The sequence below is a fragment of the Shewanella sediminis HAW-EB3 genome, assembly GCF_000018025.1.
In the GTDB taxonomy this organism is placed as follows: Bacteria; Pseudomonadota; Gammaproteobacteria; order Enterobacterales; family Shewanellaceae; genus Shewanella; species Shewanella sediminis.
Genome location: NC_009831.1, coordinates 2,752,318 through 2,778,252, shown reverse-complemented (window position 1 = coordinate 2,778,252; position 25,935 = coordinate 2,752,318). Strand labels below are relative to the sequence as shown.

The window sequence follows — 25,935 nt, the reverse complement described above, 5'->3', positions numbered from 1 at the left end:
TCCCTTTCTTTTCCTACGGTATCTGGTATAAATTAAAACAACTGTTTTAATCCATTGTTTGAGAGTCGATAATGAATCCGTACCAAGCTCCGTTAGCCGAAATGAAGTTTATGTTAGATAAGGTCTTTGATGCGCCAAATACATGGGCGTCATTACCTGCCATAGCCGAAAATGTCGATATGGACACAGCGGTAGCGATAATGGATGAAGCAGACAAGATAAGTCGTGAACTTATACATCCTATTAACCGTAGCGGTGATGAGCAAGGTGTAAGGCATGAAGATGATAAGGTGATCACGCCTGACGGCTTTAAAGCCGTCTATGACCAATATGCTGAAGGTGGCTGGGTTGGCTTATGCGGCGACCCTGAACTGGGTGGTATGGGCATGCCGAAGATGTTGGGCGTGCTGGTAGATGAGATGTCTTATAGTGCCTGTAACTCTTTTACCCTTTACGGTTCACTCACCGCCGGCGCAGCCTTGTGTATCAATGCACATGGCAGTGATGAGCTAAAAGAGAAATATCTGCCTATGCTGTATAGCGGCGAATGGGCTGGTGCGATGGATATGACCGAACCTCAGGCGGGGTCAGATCTGCGAAATATTCGTACTAAAGCGGTCCCTAACGATGATGGCAGCTATAACATCACGGGCAGCAAGATTTTTATCACCGGCGGCGATCATGATCTGACGGAGAATGTCATCCACCTGGTATTGGCAAAGCTACCCGACTCGAACGGTATATCTCTATTCTTAGTGCCAAAAATCAAGGTAGATGACTCAGGTAACTTAGGTGAGTCAAATGGCGTAACAGTGGGTTCAATCGAGCATAAAATGGGGCTAAAAGCCTCCGCCACATGTGTGATGAACTATGATGATGCTCAAGGTTATCTTATCGGTAGACCTAACCGTGGACTCGTCTGCATGTTTACTATGATGAACTATGAGCGTCTGGCCATTGGTATTCAGGGGTTGGGAACCTCCCAAGCGGCATACCAGATGGCTTCCGATTATGCTAAAGAGCGTGTTCAGGGCGTGGCAGCAGGCGGATCGCCAACCGGCGCAACCTGCGATCCAATCCTGGTTCATGGTGATGTCCGTCGTATGCTTCTTAATATCAGAACCTTGACCGAGGCGGGCCGAGCCCTCTCCATATTGACCGGTAAGCAGCTTGATATTGCAAAGTACGGTGAGGGAGAGGACAAGGCTAAAGCGGCGCGTTATGTCGGCTTGTTAACCCCAGTTGCTAAGGCATTTCTCAGTGACCGTGGACTGGATGCCGCAATCATGGCCCAGCAAGTGTTTGGTGGGCACGGTTATATACGTGAAACGGGTATCGAACAACTCGTACGTGATACCCGTATTGCTCAAATATATGAAGGGACAAACGGCATTCAAGCCATAGATTTCTTAGGCCGCAAGGTGACAGGAGATAATCTGGCGGCACTGACTGAGTTTGTTACCGAGTGCAATGAGAAGCTATCTCAAATGACTCATGTCGATGATGCTCATAAGGAGAAAGTGGCATCACTGTTCAACCAGTTACTGGCCGTTGCAGATACCGTTAATGACAACAAGATTTCGAGCCCAGCACTCATCAACACTTGTGCCGTCGATTTCCTCGATGCGTTTGGCCATATCCTCTACGGGTATTTCTGGTTGCTGATGACGGACACAGCTGCAGTTCATGAAGATGAAAAGTTTACGGCGCAAAAACGTCACTTAAGCGACTTCTATATCAATAAGGTACTTCCTAAGGCTGAGTATCACCTTGCACAGGTCAGTGCCGGGGATGTTTGTGTCATGAATATCCCTGAAGAGACGTTCTGATAAGTGATAAGCAGAAGGTTTAGTGACGAGTCCTGTCTCTGAACTCATGGGTTAACAAGAAAAGTTGTTTTAAAAAGGGAATACTTCCGAAGTATTCCCTTTTTTGTTGGCCGTGTTTATTACCCAAGCTATTAGCGACGAGCCACCAGCTTTCGCCTGATTCATGTTGTTAGTATGAGTGTGTTAATTCGCTATTACTGACTTGGCCGTCGTCGCATTGAGCTCTGTGGGCGCTGCGGTGTGGTCCAGTAAGGTCTGCAAGAAAAGGGCACTGAATGGTGCAAGTTGCTGCTCCTTCTCTATCGGGCTCTGTCCATTTTCTAAAATGACAAACAGCATATCGTCTGTCTTGGGCTTCTTGATAAAACCAGCCAAGTTATCAACGCCCTGCATAGACCCTGTCTTTGCCCAAACATATTTTCGAAGTGGGGCGCTGGTAAATGATGGTTTGTATTTGAGGGTGCCACTGATACCTGCGACAGGTAGTGATTCCATGAGACTCATAAATCTCGGATCTGTATAGATTAACCTCAATACCTGACTGAGCTGTCTGGCACTAAGCAAGTTATAACGCGATAGCCCCGAACCATCCACAATTCTGGCGTGGGTCAGATCGACACCTTCTTCAGTCAAAATCTGAACCATCGCCTTGCTGCCATTAGTAAAGGTGCCGGGACGGTTATACTGCTTGTGTCCTATCTGCTTCAATAAGCTATCCGCGATGAGGTTATCAGATTTGACTAACATGGTATTGAGCATCTCAGGCAGCGCTTTTGACTGATGGCTGGCAATAAGGCTGCGATGTTGTGGCAAGGTGTCTTTGAGTAATATCTTACCTGTTACCTTGATTTGACTACTCTTCGCAATCTGAGCCACGGTATCTCTTGCAAACAAGGCTGGTTCAGTTATGGCTATGGCGAGTTTTAAGGGACGATTTCCGGAGTGACAGCCCGTTAGATTAAAGTGATTATTGGTTAGACGCTGTAGACTCAAATTACAAAATTCAAGGGTACTGTTTTTATCAAAAATGGCACTATTATCGATAATCACCGGAAGATAGCTGGGGAATTGGATTTGACTGGCACTACTAGCAAGTGTTGGTTTTAGTTGCCCATGTACACAGTTTTTATTGATAATAAAACTGGATACGGGAGCGGCAAAACAGATCCCTAAGTCATCCCATACCCAACCGGGTGCTTGTAACTCTTCATGTTTCTCGCCGACGAGATAGAGATCCCCCTCTATTTGAAGCAGGCCCTGATCCGTTAGTTGTTTAAACAGTTCTCTTAGCTCAAGACTAGTCAGTGTCGGATCGCCACTAAATTTAATAAAAACATCACCCATAATCTTACCGTTTCGGATCGGAAAATGAGAATAAATTTCAGTCTTATAATTAAACTGATTTCCAAGAGCTGCAGTTGCGGCAACTGCGGTGAGCAACTTTTGAGTACTGGCAGGCAGAAGTAAAATATCGGCATTTTCCTCGTAAATGACGGAGTCATTGACCAGATCAGTTGCTATAACAGAGGTGTGAGAGTGAGGAGGCTTAATCAGAGACAATATATTACTGAAATACTCATCAGCGCAGGCTGTCGAAGTGGAAAGCCAATATAGGAGTAGGGCAGAAGTTAACTTTTTCATAAAACGTCTTAACTCAGGTTTGGTGAAACAGATAGAACGAAAACAAGCGCATTAAGAGGAGAGCTTGATAAATACGGCTTGGTATAAGCATAACCTAAGGCAGGGATTATGCTTACTCACCGACCATATCTATCAGGCAAAAGCTAAGTTAATGATGCCGGACTCTGTGGGCAGATGAACTTGTGTTTATACCGATTGGTATTATTCATCCTCAGGGGCATCTTTCTCCATTAATCGATAGAGTCTCAGAGTGACAAAGGATACCAGGGCAATGAAGATGGGCAATATAAATAGCCCAAGCTGAGCTTTAAAATGAAAAACTGCCCAAGCGAGTACCAGGGCGATAGCTAAGGTTATTAAGATCTTCAGGTTCATGTAACGTGGTCACGGTAATAATAGATAAACGCTATCTTATCAAAATCATTCAATTTATGTCGTTATATCAGTTCAATAGGCGATGCCAATCGACCTCACCTGCATTAAGCACTGTTCATCAACATGGGGTTAATCTTATTAGAAAGAAGTTACCCGGTTTTTACAACAAAACAGTCCAAAAGTGAAAACAGTTTGTACTCATATTTGAACAGTTTATGGCTGTTTTTTTGGGGGGATGGGATTTTGATTCAAATTAGTACAAAAGTTAATGTGTTAACACGCAATATTGCAGAAAAACCTTGCTCAAAGGCCCTTAAATCGGTAATTTCTATCCCCTTATGAATTTGTAAGGGATCGATATGCCTCATATTCGTATGCGGGGTTTACCAGAAGCTGCTGTAGCTGAGTTAAGCAAGACGTTACTCGAGCGATTAGCCGATATTTGTGAAGTCAATTCGCAAGGATTCACTTTAGATTGGATTCCAAGCGTAGGTTACCGTAACGGCAGTGCTGACCAGAGTTTCACACAAGTTGAGATGCTCTGGTTCCCTAAAGATCCCGAAACTCACCATTTGGTAGAGAAAGTTATCCGTGAAGCCGTTCAGAAGGCTTATCCGGAGTCACTGCATATTGTTGTGATGTTCAGGCAACTAGAACCTGAAACTTACTACCGAAATGGCCAGCATTTTTAAAGGAGATATCCTTGCTGAATAAGCTTGGTGGAATACCTGTCCAACCAGACGCCATACGTTGGTTGTTGACACCTAAAGGCCTCAAGGCCGAATTATTAGAACGTATTGCCTCTGCAGAGCACTCGATTTACATCTCAGCCCTCTATCTGGAAGATGATGAGGCAGGACGTGAGATCTTAACTGCTTTAATGTCTGCCAAGCAGCGCACACCTTCCATGGATATTAAGGTTTTGGTCGATTTCCATCGCGCCAGGCGCGGTCTTATCGGTCATAAAGGTGACAGTGGTAATTATCAGATGTACCGTAAGGTCATGGCTGAGGCCGAGCACCCCATCGATATATTGGGGGTACCCGTTAAGTCTCGTGAATTTATGGGCGTCTTGCACCTAAAAGGCTTTATTGTCGATGATACTGTCATCTACAGTGGTGCCAGCATCAATAATATCTACCTGCATCAACAAGAGAAGTATCGCTTCGACAGGTATCATGTTATCGATTCTGCTGAGCTTGCGCGTTCCATGCGTCAGATGATCCAGACCTATCTTGTCGAAGATATTGCCGTCTGTTCTCTTACTCAAGATAAAGAATGTGAGCTGTTGCCAGAGAAAAATGATGTTCGTAGCCTGAAAAACCGCCTTAGTAAGGCGCATTATGAGTTTACGAAGGTTAACCAGGGTAACCGGATAACACCGCTTGTAGGGCTGGGTCGTAAGAAGAACAGGTTAAATAAGCTGGTCGTCGATATGGTGGCACAGTCTAAAGAGTCACTCTTTATCTGTACGCCATACTTTAACCCACCATACGTTCTTGCCAGAGCGATGGCAAAACATCTTAAGGATGGGAAACGAATAGATATTGTTGTTGGTGATAAGACGGCTAATGATTTCTATATCCCACCTGAAGAGGAGTTCTCTACCATTGGTGCTTTGCCATACATGTATGAGCAATCGTTACGGAAATTCGCCAAGAGACAGCAGTGGGCCATAGAATCGGGTCAGTTGAGCATACATCTTTGGAAAGATGGTATTAACAGCTACCATCTTAAAGGCATCAGTGCCGATGATAAGTGCCACCTGATCACCGGCAGTAATTTGAACCCTCGTGCCTGGGCTTTGGATCTTGAAAATGGCCTGCTCTTGCAGGATGAGTCCGGAGCCTGGAAAGAGAAGTTCCAAGTAGAGCAGGCGCACATTCTTCAACATACTGAGCGTTTGTATCATTACAGTCAGCTAGAGACATTAAATAACTATCCAGCGCCTGTGCGTAAGATAATGACGCGTATCAGACGCCTTAAGGCTGACTTCCTGCTAAGAAGAATTCTTTAGATAGTATCAGGGCTTTCACGCCCTGAAATAGGTTGACGGTTTTAAAGTGCCAGTTGGAACTCCCAACTGGCTTTTCTTTGCCCAATTTTAAGTCAGGTCACCAGATAGGTTCTCGATTCCTCGCTCCTCGCTCCTCGATTCCTCGCTCCTCGCTCCTCGCTCCTCGATTCCTCGCTCCTCGCTCCTCGATTCCTCGCTCCTCGCTCCTCGCTCCTCGCTCCTCGCTCCTCGCTCCTCGCTCCTCGCTCCTCGCTCCTCGCTCCTCGCTCCTCGCTCCTCGCTCCTCGCTCCTCGCTCCTCGCTCCTCGCTCCTCGCTCCTCGCTCCTCGCTCCTCGCTCCTCGCTCCTCGCTCCTCGCTCCTCGCTCCTCGCTCCTCGCTCCTCGCTCCTCGCTCCTCGCTCCTCGCTCCTCGCTCCTCGCTCCTCGCTCCTCGCTCCTCGCTCCTCGATTCCTCGCTCCTCGATTCCTCGCTCCTCGATTCCTCGCTCCTCGATTCCTCGTACCTTACCTCTTATTTACAACACCGCCACATCACTCTTATCCAGATCCGTACCCGACCTGGCATAGTTCAGTGCCAGTATCACTAACATCACCATCAAGGCACACAATCCCCCGATGCTGAGTTGTCCGTGCATTGGCACTAAGGACATGAGCAGGGCTGCCACACCGGCACCAAAATTTTGCAAGCCACCCAACAGTGCTCCGGCCACACCGGCGTGTCTGGGAAATGGCTCTAATGCCGCCGACGTTAATACCGGGAACAGTATCCCAGCTCCGGTAAAGAACAACACCGAGCCCACGAGTAAGCTCCAGCCAATAACCAGGTCGGACAGGCCTGGGATAAGCAGGAAGAGTGCGCCCGAACCCAGTAGGGCAACGCTTCGATAGGTACTCTTATTATTATCTTTTAACTTCGCCGCATAATAGGCTCCGGCAAGGTAACCGGGGATCGGAGCAACAAAGTATATGCTGACCCAAAAAGGAGATAGTGCTAATACCTGGCCGTAGAGCACGCCGGCAACGGCCTCAAATGCCGCAATACCTGAAAATGTGGCCACGAGACAAAGCAGATAGCTTTTAAACTTTCTATGGGCTAACACAAACCGGTATGAGCTCATGATTGACTCAGGCTTACGCTTATCCGCAGGGAGCGACTCCTTAAGTCTGAATATAACCAAAAGCAGTACTAGGGCACCAAAGCCTGCCAACAGTGAGTACACAGACTGCCAGCCAAAGTAGTGTGTCATCATACCGCCTGCAAAAGGTGCAAGAAGTGGCGAAAATATGACGGCCATCGAGATATAACTGTTCAGTGATACCAATGGCTCGCCAAAATAGTGATCCCTTGGAATGCTCCTGCATAATGCACCGGCACTGGCCGTTCCCATGCCCTGAAGCAAGGTGGCGGCGATAAGCTCGCTATAGCTTGTTGCTACACTCGCCAGTAAAGCGCCAATGACAAACAGTGACAAGCCAAAGATGAGCAGTGGCTTACGACCCAAACGGTCTGACGCAGGTCCATAAACAAACTGGAGCAGACCATAGGAGAGTAGATAGCAGGCCATGATCGCTTGCAGTTGTCCGGCAGTAACTGTGAAACTGTCTGCGATTGCCGGCAGGGCGGGTACAAATATCGTCTGTGCCATTTGACCACAGGCAACCATCATCACAATCAGAAAGATAAGTGAGGAAAAACCCGGGTTATTCTGGCTTGGGTTTGACTTCATCAAAGGGCCGTTCATTCTTACTCCAAAACTGCATAAATAGTACTTTAATAAGGATGGCGCATCATACTGAGTATTTAGACAATTACAATCCATTAGCACTAATAAATTCAGGCATTTATTTTGGAAGTTTCGATAAGTTTTTCTAAGGCGTAAGTGCTGTAAACGCAAGCTTACACCTTGTATTGATGGCGTTACAGGTGCGTTGGTCTCAATAATGGATTTATGGGCACTAATTCCAGTGATCACTAATGCGCAACCCTGATTCCGTTATAGCATTTCATGGGCGATCCTCTGGTTTTTTTCCCGGCTAAAGCCGGTCCTACATGTGAGCGTGCTTTAGCCGCGAAGGTTCGATGTGAAGATAGGCAATGCATCCGAAATGATATGTCTTGCTGTAGGAGCGTGCTTCAGCCGCGAAGGTTAGATGTGAAGATAGGCAGTGCATCCGAAATGATATGTCTTGCTGTAGGAGTGAGCTTTAGCCGCGAACAGTACTTGTGAGACATTGAGGTTAAGCGTAGTATGCCCAGCCTTTATCCTCCTCTCGTTATGCTAGAGTGTGTTTGTGATTAGCCAGCCGGGTTTATCAGTAATTGTTGATGTAGGTACCAGCCTTGGCTTGCTAAGATATTGGGTAATATTTTGCTATCAAATTTTTTAACGGTAACCATTTGAAATATGAGTTTTCACCAGCACGCAGTACATAGGCTTTATCGATATCGTAAGGCTATTTCCACCAAACCCTATGGAGCACGGGGGAAAAATTTGGTTCGTTGTGAGCAATGTCTACTTGCAGAGGTGTATTGCACCTGTGAATCTCGCACACAGCTTGAATCGAATAATGCTTTTTTATTGATAATGTACGATGATGAAGTCTTAAAACCCAGTAATAGCGGGCGTTTAATTGCCGATCTCATTCCCGATACCCATGCCTATATCTGGTCGCGTACCCAAGCAAATCGGAAGATGTTGGCCTTGATCCAGAGTCCTGAATATCAACCCTTCGTAATTTTTCCCGGTGAATATGCTTATGACAACCAGCCTATAGTCGACAAAGTTATCCCTTCGTCCATTGGTGAGGGTAAGAGGCCCCTGTTTATCATGCTCGATGGTAGTTGGCGTGAAGCGATTAAGATGTTTCGTAAAAGCCCCTATCTTCATTCATTGCCGTTATTGTCATTTACGCCGGAAACGGCTGCAAAGTATGGTTTACGAAAAGGCAGTCGAGATTTTCAATTGGGAACGGCGGAGGTTGCGGCCTTGGCTCTGGGGGCGTCGGGTGAGCAAGGCAATGCCGAGTCACTCAACGCCTGGTTTGAACTCTTTATCGAGTCGTCTATTTTTAGCCGAAGCCGTAAAAGCACCTCAGATTTAACCCCCTTGATGGAGCTTACTCAGGCGTTTAAAGCTAGTCTCAAATAAAGCGCTCTTAAATCAATTTGAATACTCATATATACAGCTCAGAGTTTGTAAGGTCATCAATTGAGACTGGCCTTATAAACCAATATACGTTAATGCCTCAGACTCTCAGCCATCGAAGTGGAAAGGCATCAGGGTTATTGTCATAGAGTCACAGGCATCGCTTGGCGGAGACAAACAGATTTACCCTTCATTTTTCATCATTTCATTAACCATCCTTTCTCTTTTTCTTGATGTATATAACGCTAAGTCATTACAATGTGTGCAATTGTGTTTGTCGTAACGGCTTGTGTTGTCACTATTATCATTATAAAGCCAGTCTCAAATCTTTAATCGGCAATAAAGTAACCGATCACCAAAATTAAATCATGGATGGAACTATGCCTCATTTTCCACGCAGCGCTCAGATTAACCCACTCGCTAAATTTCTATTCAGTAACTTTAAACGCCCCTCAATGGGATTCGCTATTTTACTTGGCTCGCTGGCAGGTATCAGCGGATGTGAAGAGGTGGCACCGACAATCATTCCTAAAGCAGTGGTCGTCGAGCAGGTGTCAACGGCCACCGTTCCTCTGTATGGTAATTATATCGGCATCACTAAAGCCTCATTGGATGTTGAGGTGAGGGCTCGGGTAAACGGTTTTGTCGAAGATAAGAGTTTCATCGAAGGAAGTGGAGTAAAAGAGGGCTCGGTGCTCTATCGCATCGACGATCGTCCCTATGTTGCTGTGGTAAACCGCTTAAAGGCAAATATGGAGTCTCAGCAGTCGGTATTGGATAAGGCTCAGCGCGATGTTGAGCGATTAAAACCTCTCTATGAGCAAGATGCAGCCAGCCAACTCGATTTCGATAATGCACTGTCTTTGTTATCGCAAGCCAAGTCCAGTTTAGCTGCCAGTAAAGCACAATTGGAAGAGGCGCAGCTCGAACTCAGTTACACCTCGATACGTTCACCTATCAGCGGCTTAGTCAGTCGCTCCGAGGTGGACATCGGTGCCTTGGTAGGAAGCAGTGGCCAGTCATTGTTAACCCGGGTCAAGCAGGTCGATCCCATCTACGTGACCTTCAATATGTCGGCACTCGATTACCTGAACGCAAGGCGACGTATGACGAGTTATTCAGAGAAAAAGGAGGCCGAGTCAGAGGGTAAGGCAGTCGAAGGGTTTGTTACCATCACGCTCCCCGATAACAGTGAGTATCGCTATTTGGGTGATGTACGCTTTACCGACCCGTCAGTAAATCCAGAAACGGGCACCTTTCAGGTTCGCGCCGAACTACCTAACCCTGATAAAGAGCTGCTTCCCGGTCAATACACTAATGTGCGCATCAAGCTCAATGAAGTGAATAATGCCATCGTCATTCCTCAAAAAGCCACTCAAGTTGAGCAAGGTGGCGTGTATGTGATGGTTGTCCTGCCCGATAACAAGGTCGAGCGACGTTTTATCGTCATCGATCATCAGGGACCCATGGGGGTCGTGGTACAAAGTGGGTTAAAGGCCGGAGAGTTAGTCATAATCGAAGGTATGCATAGAGTCAGACACGGCCAAATTGCCGAGCCGTTAACGGCAGAGCAATATCATAAGAAAGAAGATTCAAAAGAGAAACAGCAGGCGCTTAAACAACAAGAGTTAGAGCAGATACAGGAGCAAGAATAATGGCTCAGTATTTTGTTAATCGCCCTGTTTTTGCCAGCGTGATATCCATCGTCATCGTGCTCCTTGGCGTTATTGCCATGTTCCAGCTGCCGATAGATCAATATCCCTATATTACGCCGCCACAGGTGAAGGTCTCGGCCTCCTATCCCGGGGCAACCTCAACTACCGCCGCCGAATCTGTTGCAACGCCGCTCGAGCAAGAGTTAAACGGTGTGCCCAACATGATCTACATGAGCTCGAAAAGTACCAACTCGGGCAGCGCTAACGTGACTATCACCTTCGATGTGGGCACCAATCCCGATCTGGCTGCTGTCGATGTGCAAAACTCGACCCAGCAGGCGACGGGAAGCTTGCCCATCGATGTACAAACAGAAGGGGTGTCAGTCTCCAAAGAGGCCTCGGTAGAGCTGCTTAAATTAGCACTGACCTCCAGTGACGAGCGTTATGATGAGATCTATCTCAGTAACTACGCCACCATTAATATTCAGTCGGCTCTGAAACGCATTCCCGGTGTGGGGCGGGTACGTAACACCGGCTCTCGTAGTTACTCGATGCGAGTCTGGCTTAAGCCTGACATGATGGCAGGCTACGGCTTGACGACCAGTGATGTTATCGGTGCCATCAAGGCGCAAAACAGGGAGTCGCCGGCTGGCTCTATTGGCTCTCAGCCAAATACCGACTCGCTCAGCATGACATTGCCCATTACCGCCGCCGGGCGTATGAGCAGTGTGCCACAATTTAATGAGATCATCGTTCGGGCGAACACAGATGGTTCACTGATCCGCTTGCGTGACATCGCCAGTATAGAACTGGGCTCCTCAGCCTATACACTGCAGTCTCAATTAAACGGCGCTAACGCGACTATCTTGCAGGTCTACCTATTACCGGGGGCCAATGCCTTAGAGGTGACTAAAAGGGTCAAGCAAGAGATGGCCGCATTAGGAGAAAAATTCCCACAGGGGATGGAGTGGCAGGTCTTCTTCGATGCATCGATATTTATCCAGAACTCGATAGATGAAGTGGTAAAGACGCTCATCGAAGCCCTGGTATTAGTTATTCTGGTCGTCTATCTGTTCCTTCAGAACTGGCGCGCCACGCTTATACCGGCGATTGCCGTACCCGTCTCCCTGATTGGTACGTTAGCCGCTATGCTCGCCTTTGGGTTCACCATCAATACCGTCAGCTTGCTGGCTCTGGTATTGGCTATCGGTATTGTGGTCGATGACGCCATCGTTGTGGTGGAAAATGTCGAGCGCCTGATGCATGAAAATGGCCTTAGTCCAACAGAGGCGACCAAGGTGGCGATGAAGGAGTTATCGGGTGCATTAGTGGCAACCAGCTTGGTACTGGCCGCCGTTTTCGTCCCCGTCTCTTTCCTGTCAGGTATTACCGGTATCATGTACCGAGAGTTCGCGGTCGCGATCACCGTTGCCGTACTTATCTCAACCGTGGTGGCGTTGACGCTGTCGCCGGCGCTGTGCGCCTTACTGTTAAGGCCGGGCGATCAGGCAACCTCCGGTTTTTTCAAATGGCTTAACGACAAACTCGATATGAGTACGAGTAAGTATGTGGCGTTAGTTACATTAACGAATAAGCATGCTAAACGCAGCTATCTGGCCTTTGCCGTAATGGTGGGCGGTGTGTATGTCATCATGTCTGGCCTGCCATCGAGCTTTATGCCCGATGAAGATCAGGGACGCTTCTTTATCGACATGTCGCTACCTAATGGCGCCACCGTTAACCGCTCACAGGCGGTACTCAAAAAAGCCGAAGCCAAGGTACTTAATCACCCAGCCGTGGCCTACTCATTTACCTTGGCGGGGGAGAACCGTCGTTCTGGCTCTAACCAGGCCAATGGTATGTTTGAGATCATATTGAAGCCCTGGTCGCAGCGCGCCGATGACAATGCCACCGTGCAGCAGGTGATGAAGGATATTAAGGTCTCCCTACAAGATATCTTAGAGGCCGAATTTAGTGTCTATCTGCCATCGGCCGTGCCGGGTTTAGGTAATGGCTCGGGCGTCGAGATGGAGCTGCAAGATACATCCGGCACTAACTTTAAAGGCTTAATGGAGACGGCGGATGAACTGGTAGAGGCACTTAAACTACAACCTGAGATAGCCACTGCCGGTTTATCGCTGCAGAGCGCCATACCTCAGCTGCACCTCAGTGTTGATGAAGCTAAGGCCATGGCTATAGGTGTTAATATCTCTGATATCTACAGCACGATTAAAACCTTTACCGATTCATCTACCGTCAACGACTTTAACCTGTTTGGCCGGGTGTATAGGGTTAAGGTCCAAGCCGAAGACAAATACCGTCAGTTCCCTGAGCAGATTAAAGATTACTACGTTCGTTCATCCAGTGGAGCCATGGTGCCTATCGGTGTGTTAGCCGAATATGATTACTCTGTGGGTCCGGCTGCCGTAACTCACTATAACTTGTTTACCAGCGCTTCAATCAATGCATCTCCGGCTCAAGGCTATGCGTCGGGTGATGTGATCCGCGCAATAAACCGGGTTGCCACGCCTATGCTGCCAAATGAGTTCAGGTATGAGTGGACCGGGATCACTTACCAAGAGGTGCAATCGGCAAACCAGACCGGGATAGCGGTAACGCTCGCCATGGTGTTTGTGTTCCTCTTCTTGTGCGCCCTATATGAGAGTTGGACGATTCCTATCGCCGTGTTACTTATCGCGCCTATCGCCATGTTGGGAGCGGCGTTAGGCACATTCGTCAGTGGCATGGAGAGTAACCTATTTTTCCAGGTGGCATTTATCTCGCTTATCGGCATGGCTGCAAAGAACTCGATTTTGATCGTCGAATTTGCCAATCAGCTGCATAAACAGGGCAAGAGTCGCTTAGAGGCGGCTTTGGAAGCCGCCAATATGCGTTTCCGTCCTATCTTGATGACCTCGATGGCCTTCATCTTAGGGGTATTGCCCTTGGTGTTATCGGTTGGGCCTGGCGCTGTGAGTCGACAGTCGATCTCGATTCCTATCCTGTGTGGCATGATCTTCGCGACCACGATAGGCATAGTGTTGGTTCCGCTCTTCTTTGTTACTACTGCGGGATGGTTCAAGTCTAAAACTGAGTCAAAGTCAGAAATGCAGAGCGCCGAAAATGAGTCCATTACCCCAACGGGTGAACAGGGAGGGGCAGTTTAATGGATAAGTTTATTTATAAATGGCCGATGTTCAAACGTTCGTTGTCAAAGCCTGGTCAAAACCGAATTGCATGTATCGCCCTGATGGGCTGCACAACGCTCTTAGCGGGTTGTGCCATGGGGCCTGATTATCAACAGCCTGAGCTGGACCTTCCGGGCCAGTACCATAATGAATTACAGCAAGGAGAGGGCGATAATATAGGTAAAACCCAGTGGCGTGATTTTTATCTGGACCCCCAACTACAACCTTTGATAAACCATGCTTTGGCGCAGAACCTGGATCTGGAAGCCATGCGCTCACGTCTTATCGCCGCGAGGCAGCGCATTACCGTCACCGACGCCGCTCTGTATCCTAAAGTTGGGATCGATGCCTATGGCGAACGTTCACTCGATAGCGGACTCACCAATACGGAACCCTCAAGTGAAGATGAGTTCAATTTGTCAGGCGTCGTATCCTGGGAGCTGGATATCTGGGGCGCAAATCGCCGACGCAGTGAAGCTGAATATGCGAACTTCCTCTCAGCTCAGGAGTCATTGAACTTAGCGACAATCAGTTTGATCAGTGATGTCGCCAGTCGTTATTACGAATGGTTGGACATAGAGCAGAGATATCAAATTTCGACCAATACCGTGGCCCTGCGTAAAAAAGAGCTGGATTTGGCTCGTCTTCGCAAAGAAAATGGCGTCATCTCCGGCTTAGAGGTCAGGCAAGCAGAAGTTGAATTCCAGAGTGCCAAAGTCACCTTACCCGATCTCGATTTCGAAAGAGGGGAGAAGGCTAACCAATTGAGGATATTGCTGGGAGAGTTCGGTTATCCACTCCAGCTACAGACCGAAGCGGAGCTTAGAGTGGAAGACGCACTCTTCCCCGCACAATTTAATGTCGGTGTCCCCTCTGAGATGTTATCTCAGCGTCCCGACGTCAAGGCGGCAGAACAGGCTTTGATTGCGATGAATGCAAAAGTGGGAGTCGCCAAGACGGCATTCTTTCCGAAGTTTACCATCAGCGGCAGTTTTGGTCGTGAATCCGATGAACTGAGTAACTTGCTCGATAGTGAGGGTGTTACCTGGTCGTTACTCGGAGGCATTACGGCGCCAATCTTTAATGCCGGGAGTATCTCTGCTCAGTATGAGATTGCCAAAGAGGAGTCCAAACAGGCCCTGCTTGCTTATAGAAATACGGTGCTGAGGGCTTACTTTGAAGTCAATGATGCCATGAATAGCTTCAGACGTTCTGAGCTTGCCATCAATGCCCAGCAGGAACTGGTGGCTGCCTCGAGTGAGTATAACCGTTTAGCCGGACTGAGATACCGCAATGGTGTCGCCAGCTCATTGGATCTGATGGATGCTCAACGTAAACTGTTTAGCGCCCAACTCGCCTTGAGTCAGATAAAACGGGACAGACTCCTTTCCATGATAACGCTTTACCGCGCTCTGGGTGGTGGGATTCTTTCGCTACAAGATGCGCCGCCTGTGATGGCTGCCGATATTATCGAGGGGGAATAGAGTTTAGCGGCATTTCACAATATGGGCACGCAGGCTGGAGAGCCTAAAAAGGGTCTGCGTGTTTTTATTGTAAGCATAGGTTCAATCTGCCACGTTTAGGGGGGAATGGCGTTAAGTTTTGCCAAATAGCCCAGACTTCCCTATATTGATAATAAGGCCAGTAACTCTATGGCTGGTGTCTAAGCTTTAACCCTTCAGTATACCTGTCGTGCTTTATCGCTTCGTAATATCAACATGAGGAGTGATAGATGACCAAACGCCCCATCCATAAGTTTCTCCTGTTGACCGTATACTCGGTAGCGACATATTTGAGTGTGAGCATGCTTGCTGGTGTAGATAACTCTGCCTATCTGTATTCTTTTAAGCAGGAAACTAACCAACAAAGAGTACAACAAATCACCTTCAACCGTTATCAAGTCGGGCATGTTTGTAAAGAGAGGGGATGGGAGTTTTGCAAGAAATGGTCAAGGTACTCTCGTACGCGTCTGGCCTAGGCAAGATTTGATATACCTATCTAGCTGCTAATTCTATTAAATATCTCCATCAAAGTGTTCGCGGCTAAAGCCGCTCCTACATAGTGGCTCGAAGCCCGAAGCTCGTGGACTCATTCTTCACTCTTGGCCATTAGGTAGGCCAGCTCTGCAGCGTTACTGACTTGCATCTTTTGCATCACTTTCTGTCTGTGTAATTCTATGGTTCGTTGGGCAATGTTGAGCTCGGCTGCAATGACTTTATTCAGCTTTCCTTCGAGCACCTTTAACATCACTTCATGCTCTCTAGGGGTTAAGCTTGCGACTCTATGCTCTATTTCTGTTTGCAGGCGAAGTTCATCAAATGATTGTAAGCTTATCTCTTTTGCCCGCGCCAACAGTAAGCTAAGTTTATCGCCATCGACTGGCTTCTCCAGAAAGTCTATAGCCCCTTGTTGTATCGCCTGTACAGCCATAGTGATGGTTCCGTGACCGGTAAGCATGATGACACTCATAGGGCTGGCGGCAACTTTGATATGGTGAAGTAACGCAATACCGTCCATACCCGGCATCTGAATGTCTAAGATGGCGATGCCAGGTCGAGTAATATCGACAGCACTCAAAAAGCTTGCGGCATTTAAAAAGCCCTGAGTTTTGAGACCGAGGCCATCTAGCATCCAGCTCAAAGAATTTAATACATCCTGGTCGTCATCGACGAGGTAGATATCACACATCTTGTTGCTCCTTTATGGGCAGGGAAACGGAAATTTTGAGCCCTTTAATCAGGTTTACGGCATGGATTTGACCGCCGTGTTCTTCAATGATCCGTTTGCAAATCACCATACCGAGGCCGAGCCCCTTCTCTTTAGAGGTTTCAAAAGGAAAAAACAGTCGACTCAGGGCCTCTTCTGATAAACCTATGCCATTATCTTCGATGACAATTAATGCCTGATTATCTTCTTTAACTAGCCTGATCCCAAGCTCTGGCAACGCTTCTGACTCCATTGCATCCAGTGAGTTACGGATCAAGTTGACTAATACCTGTTGTATCAGGCTGATATCGGCAATCGTTGTGACTCGTTCCAGTGACAACTTGGGTGAGATATTCATCCTTTTAAACTCTGGGGCCATCAGGTTCAGGGTCTCTTCGATCAGATTTTTGAGATCGCATTTTTCATATACACTGGGTTGCTGGCAAAACTGCCTGAAACGTTTGATGGTGCTCTGGGCCCGGTCGACTTGTTCAATAGCCTTATTCAATGCGCTATTTAATTCACCTTGTTCGGGTGTCAGACGATACAGGCAGCCTTGGGTTAAATATCTGATCCCGGCGAGGGGCTGATTAAGCTCATGGGCGATACCTGAGGCCATCTCACCGGTTAGCAGTACTCGTTGAGCCTTGTAGAACTGCTTTTGTTGCTCAAATAACTCCTTTTGGGTGTGTTGATGCTGCTCCATCTCTGAAGATAGGGCACGTGTACGCAGGACAACCAAACGTTTGACTCGAAGATGGTGTAGGTATCCCAGTAATAAAAGAATCAAAGCCCCAATGACCCAAGGCACGGCACCTTTAAGTAAGAACTCCCAATTGGTGACAAATGGCCACCGGTTGAGTGTACGTAGTAATCTAAATACCTCGCGGTCATTTACCGGTGCCGACCAGTATTGATATCGCCCGGAAATGGCTTCTTTATCTTTATTTGTAATTGTCAGTAAGGATTTAACGACTTGGGTGGCCAAAACATGACTGGTATGGCCGAGTTTGGAGAAGGCATATGAGGGGTACAGAGAGCTCGATACTGCACATTCATAGTTTGGCACCTCTTTTTGGAGCACCACTTTCAATGCAGATTCCGGAACGAGCCCCTTCTCGATCGCCGATTCGAGCACACAAGAGGGCAAGATAGCGACATCGGCCTTTTTATCTAATACCAGGTTGAGCAACTTATCCTGGGGAAAACCAACGAAGGTGAGCTTTTTAAAGTCTTTAAAGGGGTTAATACTGAGAGATGCAAGTTCACCGGCCAGAATTTGAAAGCCACCAAAGGCATTAGGATCCGATGAGACGACAGACATGGTACTGAGCTGTTCAATATCTTCGATATTGATTGATGAACGTGTGATCAAGGCTGAGCCAATGGCATGATCCGGATCAGAATGATAATTAGGGACGAGTGAAAGTAGGTTACTCACACCATAATCTTTCTTAAATGTCACTGTGGTGAGTGCATTACCGATAATGAAGTCGAGCTTGTCATTTGCGACAGACTCTTGTAGTTCACCTGGGGTTAATGGCAACACTGAAAAAGTATGACCCGTATCCTCGGCAACCCGATCGAAGGTCGGTGCCCATCTCTGGTAAACGGTGTGGGGGGATGCGAAAGATAGCACACCGATCCTCACTGGCTCATTCCCACCTGCAGAAGCAAAGCAGGAGAGCAGTGAGGTTATCAATAGCAAGATTCGTTTCATAAAAGCGTAGTTCGGTGACCTATTGTCATTTTGTTTTAATTATCATCTATAATCTGAAATTATGATAGCGAGTCGCATAGAGCGAGGGATCTGACACACAATAGTGGCTTTATTGCGGAAAACCACTATATCACTATTGTAATATCAGTTGGTATAATCAAGTTGTCATTGTTTTAAATGTAACAGTTTTATAAAATATCAGCTTTATAAGTTCAGTTATAAATTCTCAGTTAAATAATTCCAACTTGTCAATTCTAGCTCAAATTGATTTCAGCTCAATAAACTCACTTAAATAAACAATCTGCAAATACGACATGTTGTTTCAGAGTTGGTTTTATATTAATCACTTAGTTTAAACCTGTACTTATCAAAGTTAGCCGAACTTACCTTATTCCCTTCATTGTCTAAATACCAAACTGCTTCCAGGTAATCTGAACGATCTGCAAATTCCAGAGCCTGCTCAAGTGGCATTAAGAATAGAGTCGTCGAAATCACATCGGCAAATATTTGCAGTCCGTCGAGAACAACTGACGTTGATATCCCTTCCGGTTTAGGTTGCAACGTCTTGGGATCGATAAGATGATGGTATTCCTTGTCTTTTACCCGGTAATAGCGCAAATAGTTACCGCTGGAGACTATGGTTAGATCAGTACCATGAATGACCTCGTGGTACTGGCCCTCAAACTCCCTACACTCAGGAAGTTGATAATCAAATTTCTTGCAGAGGGGATCTTCTATGGCCGTGACAAACTCTCTGCCTTCAGTGTGTAACCCTAAGTGACGTATATTTCCACCAGCGTTGATCATAAATGAGGTAAGCCCCTCAGATTTTAGTTGCTCATATACTTTCTCTGCCATCCACCCCTTAGCAATCCCACCAAGGTCAATGCTCATGCCGGTTTTTAGGCGGATGGTGTTATCGGCTTGGTTAAGCGAAATATCCTCTATATTGATATATTCAGCGGCATTTTGTAGCTTATCCATTCCAGGTTTGGTGCACAAACCATTGTCTTTTATCTTACCTTTACATTCACTTCGGTGTTTTCGCCAAAGGTTGATTACCGGAGAAAGGGCGATGTTAAAATAACCATCACTCTTGTCATACCAATCCAAACCCGCTGCTATAAGAGCAGTTAGCTTGGGGTCAATCTTATGTATGCTTGCCGGGCTATTATTAATGCTTTTGATATTTTCAACATGGGGATAGGTGCTGTAGTTTGAAGCCAGGTAGTGATATTCCTGAACCACATTAAGCGCATGACAGAGAGCTTGGCCCGCTTGTTCTGGCTTGCTGTTATACACATCGATAGTGATAGATGTGCCAAAATACTTAAGTGTATTCAGGGTCGATACGCCACCGGTATGGCTAATGATCCCATTTCCCTCACATTGGTAAGGTTTAAATGTTTCCTGGATGGCAAGCTCACTGTTTGGTTTTGCCATAACCGTACTCGACACGGAGACCCCTAAAACAAGCAAGGTAGATAATAGTGATGGCCCAAACCGTCGATTGATAATAGGTAGTCGATTCATAACAGTTCCAAAAGTGTGTGTTCTAATTAGTGTGTATTTTAATTAATGAATAAATGAACGCTTATTAAATAAGTAGCATGTTAAAAAGAGCAGCAGGTAATTATTGTCGCTAATGTGTTAACTGGGTCAAATATTGTGAACAAACAACTCTAACCTGCGGTTTTCCGCAATAGTTAATATTTTTGTGCTCGTTATTCTGTATGAAAACTTATGCAAATTATATATCAAGTTATAAACCAAGTTATAAACCAAGTTATAAGGCAGAGGCGAGATGATAAAAAATAATAGATTTAAAAGAAGCCTGGTTTGTTCGGCAGTTACCATAGCAAGCTTAGGATTAGCTGGCTGCGCGACGACCCCTATTGAAGGTAAATACGTTGACGGTACTCATGAAGTCAGCGGTAAAGGTAAAAAAAGCCAAATCACGCTAACCGTTAACGTGAAAGAGGGCAAGATCACCGATGTCACAACCAAATCTCATAAAGAAACCGAGTCACTGTTTCTTAATGCTGAAAGACTGCTAGCCAAGATTGTTTCTAATAACGGTCATGAAGGTATCGACGCGGTATCCGGTGCAACTTTCTCATCTAATGGCATTCTTAAAGCGATTAATAAGCTCCCCCGAGCGGATGGAAGTACCCCTGAATATGTCGCTGTAGGTTCGAAAGAGGTGTCGGGTAATGATGATTTCAAACTGAAATGGTCAATTCAACCACAGCTTGGCATGATCATCGGCGATTACTACTACCAGGAAGCCAGATTCCGTCAGGGTCACATGGGTAGCATGGCTATCGTTGTCGATAGTGACAATGCGAAAGATGTCATCTTCGCGGAGTTCAATGAGAGCGGTCGTCCCAACTATTACACCCGACTTTTTCAGGATGTTCCTAAGCGTACCTCAGAGTACAACTTCTCTATGGGCAAGAAAAAGGGCACAGCCTGGGTGCAGTCAGCCTTAACCATGGAGAAGTTGATGGTTGAGCAAGACAAACTTACCTTCGACCTGAACCCGGATTACGATCCCAAGTTACGTAACAAGTTAAAGCAGCCAAACCGTCTTAAGTATTCCGGTATTGACGTCGTTGCAGGGGCTTCAAACAGTATCCAGCAGTCGATGGTTCCGCTAACGGCGAAAATTCACGCTCAGATCAATGGTGAAGGGAGCACGCTTAAATTCTATCAAAATGCTGAAAAGCAGTTAGATAAAAATGGTAAGTGGACTGGTATTACAACCGTATTGCGCTTGATCGTCGATACAGAGACAAAACAGATCACAAAGTCATATTTCGATGAAGTTTTCGCTGACGAGAAGAATGAGATAAAAGATGCGTCTCTCAAGAAGCATTACCGTCAATCTAAATATGCCTCAATCAATTATGTTGAGCCTGCACGAATTGGTTTTAACGTGATGTTTGATGCGCTAAACGTTCATCTTCAACAGGGGGGGTCTCTATTCGACATTAACGACCTGCCAGCCACCGGAGACTCCGGCAGTTATGCTGCAACCGGGTTTACCAAACGCTCATCTTCATGGGACATCTACCTCAAGCAGGCCGATATTCTCTACAGCCAGATGAGAGCCGATAACGTTATCAAAACACATAACAAGCCTAACTAATCAGAGGGTACCCGGCCTAGGAATCTTAGTCGGGTACCCAAGTGTTACTCAATACCTAAAAATTATATAGTGAGATGATTATGAAAACATTTACCCTTTCGCTGTTAGCAACCAGTATGCTGATATCACCACAGATTTTGGCGGACGATCTACTTAAGTTCTATGGCCGAATCGATTACTCAGTTACCAATTCAGACAGTGGCTCTGCGACTCATAATGGAAAGAGCGGTACCGTGCTGGAGAATAACTGGAGCCGTTTAGGTGTCAAAGGCAGCAGCGAGATAATGGATGACACCGAGATTTTTTATCAAATTGAGGTGGGCGTCAACGGTGCTTCTCAAGATAAAGGAAAGAATCCTTTTTCATCCAGGCCCACCTTTATCGGTATTAAACACGCCTCGGTCGGCCAACTGGCTGCTGGTCGCATCGATCCGGTCTTTAAGATGGCTAAAGGCACTGCCGATGCCATGGACATGTATTCGATGAAACATGATCGCCTATTTGCCGGTGACAAACGCTGGGGTGATTCATTAGAGTACAAGAGCGTTAAATGGAACAAGTTACAGTTGGGCGCCAGCTACATCATGGAAGATAACTATTATGGTGAGGATGATCTTCGCCGTGATAACGGCAACTATCAATTAGCTCTTACCTATGGTGATAAACATTTCAGAAGTAGTAACCTCTATCTGGCCGCTGCTTACACCGATGGTGTTGAAGATATCAAAGGTTACCGCGGCGTCGTGCAATACAAGTACGGCAACTTAATGCTTGGCTCTATCTATCAAGCTTCTGAGCTGGTAAACCCCTACAAGACCAACTGGGAACAGCGCGATGGCTCAGGCTTTATAGTCAGTGCCAAGTATCAAATCGACAAGCTTCTACTTAAAGCACAATACGGTCAGGATGATTCGGGTACCGGTAGAATCGCAGCAAAAGTCTATGATAAATATGGTGAGTCAGTGACGCAGACCCCTGAAGTTTCGCAGTGGGCAGTCGGTGCTGAGTACCGAGTATCTAAATCAACCCGCCTTCATACCGAAATTGGCCAGTTTGATGTTGAGCAATTCGATGACTTCGATGACACTATCGTCAGTGTCGGTGTTCGTTACGACTTCTAAATATCGCTAAGCCTATAAAGTTCAACCCCAAATCTGCGCTCCCTGCAGAACCGGCACAAGGATGTGCCAGTCCACAAATTTCCTTATATTGTCATCCAAACATCTCTTTGCGGCTAAAGCCGCTCCGACAAATCGGTTTCTGAAATCTCACCGATCATTCAAACTTATCGAATGCGATAACACTATCGGCAACGCTATGAGATTCTAACAACTCTATAGTCGATTCCATCATAGGCGCAGGTCCGCAGAGGTAAAATTCAACGGTTTCTATCTGTCGGTGGCTCTTAATCTCTACATCTTGCTGATTTGATGCTAGCTTTACCTGATCACAGTCCTTCAACTGCTTATCCAGTAATAGTTGTTGAAGGTTCAGCGCTAACTTGTCCTGTACATAACCCGTTGCCCCGCACCAATCCTGCTCAGGCCTGGAGAGTACCGGCAGATAATGAAAGTTTGGGTATTGGTCTGACAGTTGTTGAAAGTGCTCACTGTAGATAAGATCTATCTGACGGCGGGCACCAAAATAGAAATAGAGTTCCCGCGAACTGGAGTTCTTAATTAGCTGCTCCTCGATCAAGGCCTTTAATGGCGCCATCCCTGAGCCCGCGCCAATCAATACCATAGGTTTACTGCTCGATGGCAGGGCATAAAACTCTTCGAATGGGCCTACCGCTTCGATTGTTTCCCCCGGGGCCAGATTGCAGATGTAGCTCGACCCTATACCGGGTTTAACCCTCTCGTTGGGCGAAGTCTGAATTTTTACTGTAAACACCAGCTCATCGCTCTGACCATCACCATTGGCGAGCGAATAGTTACGACTGCAGGCTAAGTGCTCATATTCCATGTGTATAACGTCTTGCCAATGGTGCAGCAACTCTACGGGTAGATACGCCGGAATCGAGCTGCCTTTAGCGGCAGGGATAAAGATACGCATAAATGCACCGGCCCTGAATTCCAGTGTTTCTCCGCTCACAGCCTTAAAGCGCAGCTGCTTGATATAAGGAGAGATAAACTCGCTACTGATTAACTCCAATTCATGAGTTTCGGCCTCTGTCACATCGACTAAGGTTAACTGCTCAAGCTCATCGCTGTTATGCTGACAGGCTAAACGATAACCGGCCTGCAACTCTTGCTCGGTCAACTGACTCTTATCAGCCGAGGTCATCTTGATATTAAGATCAACCTTTATCTTACAGCGACCACATGTGCCGCCACCGCCACAGGTCGAGGGGAGGGCAATATCGTGATTGAGCAAACTGTCGAGCAGGTTTTCATGAGCAGACATGGCAAGCGGCCCCAGGCTTTTGGAGTGCTTATCGAATATCTTTACCTTCCTGGTCTTAGCCATGTTACGACCAAAGAGCAAAGCAGGTTTATATTGGCCGTTGAACCCCAGCTCGACCATCCAGATAAGACCGGTTAAGGAGAAAAAGAGCGTGAAAATGGCGAAAACGATAACCTGAACATTGTTAAAACTGCCCTCGCCAGCGTAATCCATAAAGTGGAGCATAAAGATAAAATCGACGAATCGTTTATCATCATTACTGTGTCCTATCAGTCGGCCAGAACCCGCATCGACATAGACACTAGTATTGAGGTCATCATCGATGTTTACCTGCCACAAGCTGTTTTGCTCTTTGGGGAAATCGTCACTCGGTCCTGTGAGCTCAACTGCAGAAGCGACAGTTGCCGCCCCCTTATAGGACTCCAGCGCGATGGCGGTAGCTATGGTCTTAGTGATACTAAAAGGTTTGCCGGTGACGGCATTGACCATTGAATAGCGACTCTTGAAATGACGGTATAACCCTTTCTCATGGGCCAGCAGGTAGTATGGATGAGAAAGTATGGTTATCAAGCTCATAGAGACGGTATTATCGTATTCCCGTAACACGGTTTTAGGCTCCATAAGCAGGTGAAGATCAACGGCCGGGCTCTCAACCCTTTGCCTGTGTTGATTGCCCGAGGCCTTATCATGATCCATCAGGTTGAAATACAAACCTGTGCCCAGCCAGATGAGCAGCTGTAGACCCACAAGAAGAGATAGCCATTTATGAAATGTTTTAATCAGATTCATCGGCTGGCCTCCTTGTTTTCAGAGACACTTTCATTTCCGTCATCGTTATCTTGGGCGTTTGCCTTAAAAACCCTGAAATAGGTTAAGACTAAACCTAATATCGCCGCCAACAGTGAAAACAGCACAACCCAGAACAGTAACCAGTTACTGGCATCTTCCTCTTCATAATCCATCACATGTAATCTAAACATAGTGTCGAATGTTCGCCAGAACTCGTGGCGCTTGGTGACTAACTTGCCACTGCGTGCGGAGAGATAGAGTGAAGGGCTACCGAAATCGTCGAAGTTAATCCGCCAGGCAGGCAGGGCCCGCGAGCTCAGCTCGAAAGGGGGATTCTCTGTGATCAGATCCACATCGGCTATATCCCCTGTGCCACTGTAATAATGCCGCGCGGCAGTCACTGCCTGCTCTTCACCGAGTGGGGAGAGTTGCCGACCAGTACTGGCATCCAGAAGGTATTGAGTACCATCCTGTCTGAACCGATACACTTCCTGATTGATAAACAGGCCGACTTCAATCTTTTCGGCACTCGGGTAGTGCTTAATTAGCTCGAACAAGGAGTAATTGATTTTATCGGGATTTATCTTAGCCTGGTGGTCAGCAACCAGAGTGTCACCATGGATATAGTCGATATCGAAAATCACCATATAGGCACCGGACACCGACCAGATAACAAACTGCACCCCTAAAAAAAGCATCAACCACCTGTGATACTTACGACTTATTTTTAATAAGTTCATTATTATTGTCCTTTGAAAAATATTGTTGCAAACATGTCTTAAAGGCTTAGCTGAATGTCTCTTGCTGCGTTGCACAGTGAATATAAACGAAATAATCGTAAATTCTGGCTTTCAATAATTTGATGGCTGCTTCTGATTTCTGTGTTGCTACAGCAATATAAAACCTGACAAATGCTGTTACTGCTCATGTCATCACTTCACTCTGAGTGGCTGCGACTCAGCTCAGAAAAATTTGTGATCGACGTAGAACAGTATCGCATATGATGTTCTTTAACAATCAGGGCTATACCGTTCCACATGTGTATCTGGACAGTTCAGATACTCTCATATTTTTCAATTCCCGCTTACTACTCAGCGACTTATTCGCAAAGGTATCAGCTCTACTTTCAACGCTACTATTTAAACTAAGCTGACAAAAACAATAAAGATGAAATGCAACAAAGTGAGTGCCGGAGAGTTGCCATTCTCTAGCTGAAAGGCATTAACTAAGGACATCAGTTCTGCGTGACTTGAATTAGAGACTGTGATCAAAGTAATCTAATACCGATTGCTATCAGTTATCCATCAAGGG

General features: G+C 46.5%; 18 protein-coding genes. 10 read left to right on the top strand and 8 right to left on the bottom strand.

The genetic code is table 11. The annotated features are described in order from the left end of the window. The first annotated feature begins 71 nt into the window (after positions 1-71). Positions 72-1,829 (top strand): acyl-CoA dehydrogenase family protein, encoded by a 1,758-nt coding sequence (locus SSED_RS12020; RefSeq protein WP_012142636.1) that lies wholly within the window; start codon positions 72-74, stop codon positions 1,827-1,829. Positions 1,830-2,012: 183 nt separating this feature from the next. On the opposite strand, the gene dacB is transcribed toward SSED_RS12020, so the two are convergent. Both dacB and SSED_RS24450 read right to left on the bottom strand, forming a co-directional pair. Continuing rightward, positions 2,013-3,470 carry a D-alanyl-D-alanine carboxypeptidase/D-alanyl-D-alanine endopeptidase gene (dacB, locus tag SSED_RS12015; protein ID WP_012142635.1) on the bottom strand — a complete coding sequence of 486 codons (1,458 nt, stop codon included), beginning with the start codon at positions 3,468-3,470 and terminating at the stop codon, positions 2,013-2,015. Positions 3,471-3,671: 201 nt separating this feature from the next. Next, the gene (locus SSED_RS24450) at positions 3,672-3,845 is read right to left on the bottom strand and encodes a hypothetical protein (RefSeq protein WP_012142634.1); all 174 of its coding nucleotides are present in this window, start codon (positions 3,843-3,845) and stop codon (positions 3,672-3,674) included. Positions 3,846-4,204: 359 nt separating this feature from the next. On the opposite strand from SSED_RS24450, the gene SSED_RS12010 reads away from it, so the two are divergent. Further along, the gene (locus SSED_RS12010; protein ID WP_012142633.1) at positions 4,205-4,537 is read left to right on the top strand and encodes a DUF1904 domain-containing protein; all 333 of its coding nucleotides are present in this window, start codon (positions 4,205-4,207) and stop codon (positions 4,535-4,537) included. 11 nt (positions 4,538-4,548) lie between these two features. After that, on the top strand, positions 4,549-5,862 hold the full coding sequence (gene pssA / locus SSED_RS12005; protein WP_012142632.1) for a CDP-diacylglycerol--serine O-phosphatidyltransferase: 1,314 nt from the start codon (positions 4,549-4,551) through the stop codon (positions 5,860-5,862). 516 nt (positions 5,863-6,378) lie between these two features. Here pssA and emrD read toward each other — a convergent pair. Then, entirely contained in the window at positions 6,379-7,605 is a 1,227-nt protein-coding gene (emrD, locus tag SSED_RS12000; protein ID WP_012142631.1) for a multidrug efflux MFS transporter EmrD, read from the bottom strand. Positions 7,606-8,268: 663 nt separating this feature from the next. On the opposite strand from emrD, the gene SSED_RS11995 reads away from it, so the two are divergent. The 5 genes from SSED_RS11995 to SSED_RS11975 all read left to right on the top strand — a co-directional run bounded on the left by SSED_RS11995 (position 8,269) and on the right by SSED_RS11975 (position 15,830). Then, positions 8,269-9,012 (top strand): tRNA-uridine aminocarboxypropyltransferase, encoded by a 744-nt coding sequence (locus tag SSED_RS11995; protein WP_012142630.1) that lies wholly within the window; start codon positions 8,269-8,271, stop codon positions 9,010-9,012. A 377-nt stretch (positions 9,013-9,389) separates the two neighbouring features. Next, positions 9,390-10,664, top strand: coding sequence for an efflux RND transporter periplasmic adaptor subunit (locus SSED_RS11990; RefSeq protein ID WP_223295913.1), 1,275 nt, complete (start codon positions 9,390-9,392; stop codon positions 10,662-10,664). Next, positions 10,664-13,831 carry an efflux RND transporter permease subunit gene (locus SSED_RS11985; protein ID WP_012142628.1) on the top strand — a complete coding sequence of 1,056 codons (3,168 nt, stop codon included), beginning with the start codon at positions 10,664-10,666 and terminating at the stop codon, positions 13,829-13,831. The genes SSED_RS11990 and SSED_RS11985 overlap by 1 nt, the downstream gene beginning before the upstream one ends. Further along, positions 13,831-15,336 (top strand): efflux transporter outer membrane subunit, encoded by a 1,506-nt coding sequence (locus SSED_RS11980; RefSeq protein WP_012142627.1) that lies wholly within the window; start codon positions 13,831-13,833, stop codon positions 15,334-15,336. Before SSED_RS11985 ends, SSED_RS11980 begins: the two co-directional genes overlap by 1 nt. A 248-nt stretch (positions 15,337-15,584) precedes the next feature. Further along, entirely contained in the window at positions 15,585-15,830 is a 246-nt protein-coding gene (locus tag SSED_RS11975; protein WP_041421668.1) for a hypothetical protein, read from the top strand. A 110-nt stretch (positions 15,831-15,940) separates the two neighbouring features. Here SSED_RS11975 and SSED_RS11970 read toward each other — a convergent pair whose 3' ends face one another. From SSED_RS11970 to SSED_RS11960, 3 genes are all read right to left on the bottom strand, one after another. Further along, positions 15,941-16,540 (bottom strand): response regulator transcription factor, encoded by a 600-nt coding sequence (locus SSED_RS11970; RefSeq protein ID WP_012142626.1) that lies wholly within the window; start codon positions 16,538-16,540, stop codon positions 15,941-15,943. Then, positions 16,533-18,278 (bottom strand): sensor histidine kinase, encoded by a 1,746-nt coding sequence (locus SSED_RS11965; protein WP_049772112.1) that lies wholly within the window; start codon positions 18,276-18,278, stop codon positions 16,533-16,535. The genes SSED_RS11970 and SSED_RS11965 overlap by 8 nt, the downstream gene beginning before the upstream one ends. Before the next feature lie 339 nt (positions 18,279-18,617). After that, a complete protein-coding gene (locus SSED_RS11960) occupies positions 18,618-19,811 on the bottom strand; it encodes an FAD:protein FMN transferase (RefSeq protein ID WP_083758943.1) in 1,194 nt (397 codons plus the stop codon). 271 nt (positions 19,812-20,082) lie between these two features. Between SSED_RS11960 and SSED_RS11955 the strand changes: the two genes are divergently transcribed. Further along, entirely contained in the window at positions 20,083-21,429 is a 1,347-nt protein-coding gene (locus tag SSED_RS11955) for an FMN-binding protein (RefSeq protein WP_012142623.1), read from the top strand. Positions 21,430-21,509: 80 nt separating this feature from the next. After that, complete coding sequence (locus tag SSED_RS11950) at positions 21,510-22,550, top strand: porin (protein ID WP_012142622.1); 1,041 nt, start codon at positions 21,510-21,512, stop codon at positions 22,548-22,550. Between the two features lie 154 nt (positions 22,551-22,704). Here the strand turns inward: SSED_RS11950 and SSED_RS11945 are convergent, their stop codons facing one another. Together SSED_RS11945 and SSED_RS11940 are read right to left on the bottom strand one after the other, a co-directional pair. Then, the gene (locus SSED_RS11945; protein ID WP_012142621.1) at positions 22,705-24,624 is read right to left on the bottom strand and encodes a 2Fe-2S iron-sulfur cluster-binding protein; all 1,920 of its coding nucleotides are present in this window, start codon (positions 24,622-24,624) and stop codon (positions 22,705-22,707) included. After that, on the bottom strand, positions 24,621-25,364 hold the full coding sequence (locus SSED_RS11940; protein WP_012142620.1) for a PepSY domain-containing protein: 744 nt from the start codon (positions 25,362-25,364) through the stop codon (positions 24,621-24,623). The genes SSED_RS11945 and SSED_RS11940 overlap by 4 nt, the downstream gene beginning before the upstream one ends. Positions 25,365-25,935 lie beyond the last annotated feature (571 nt).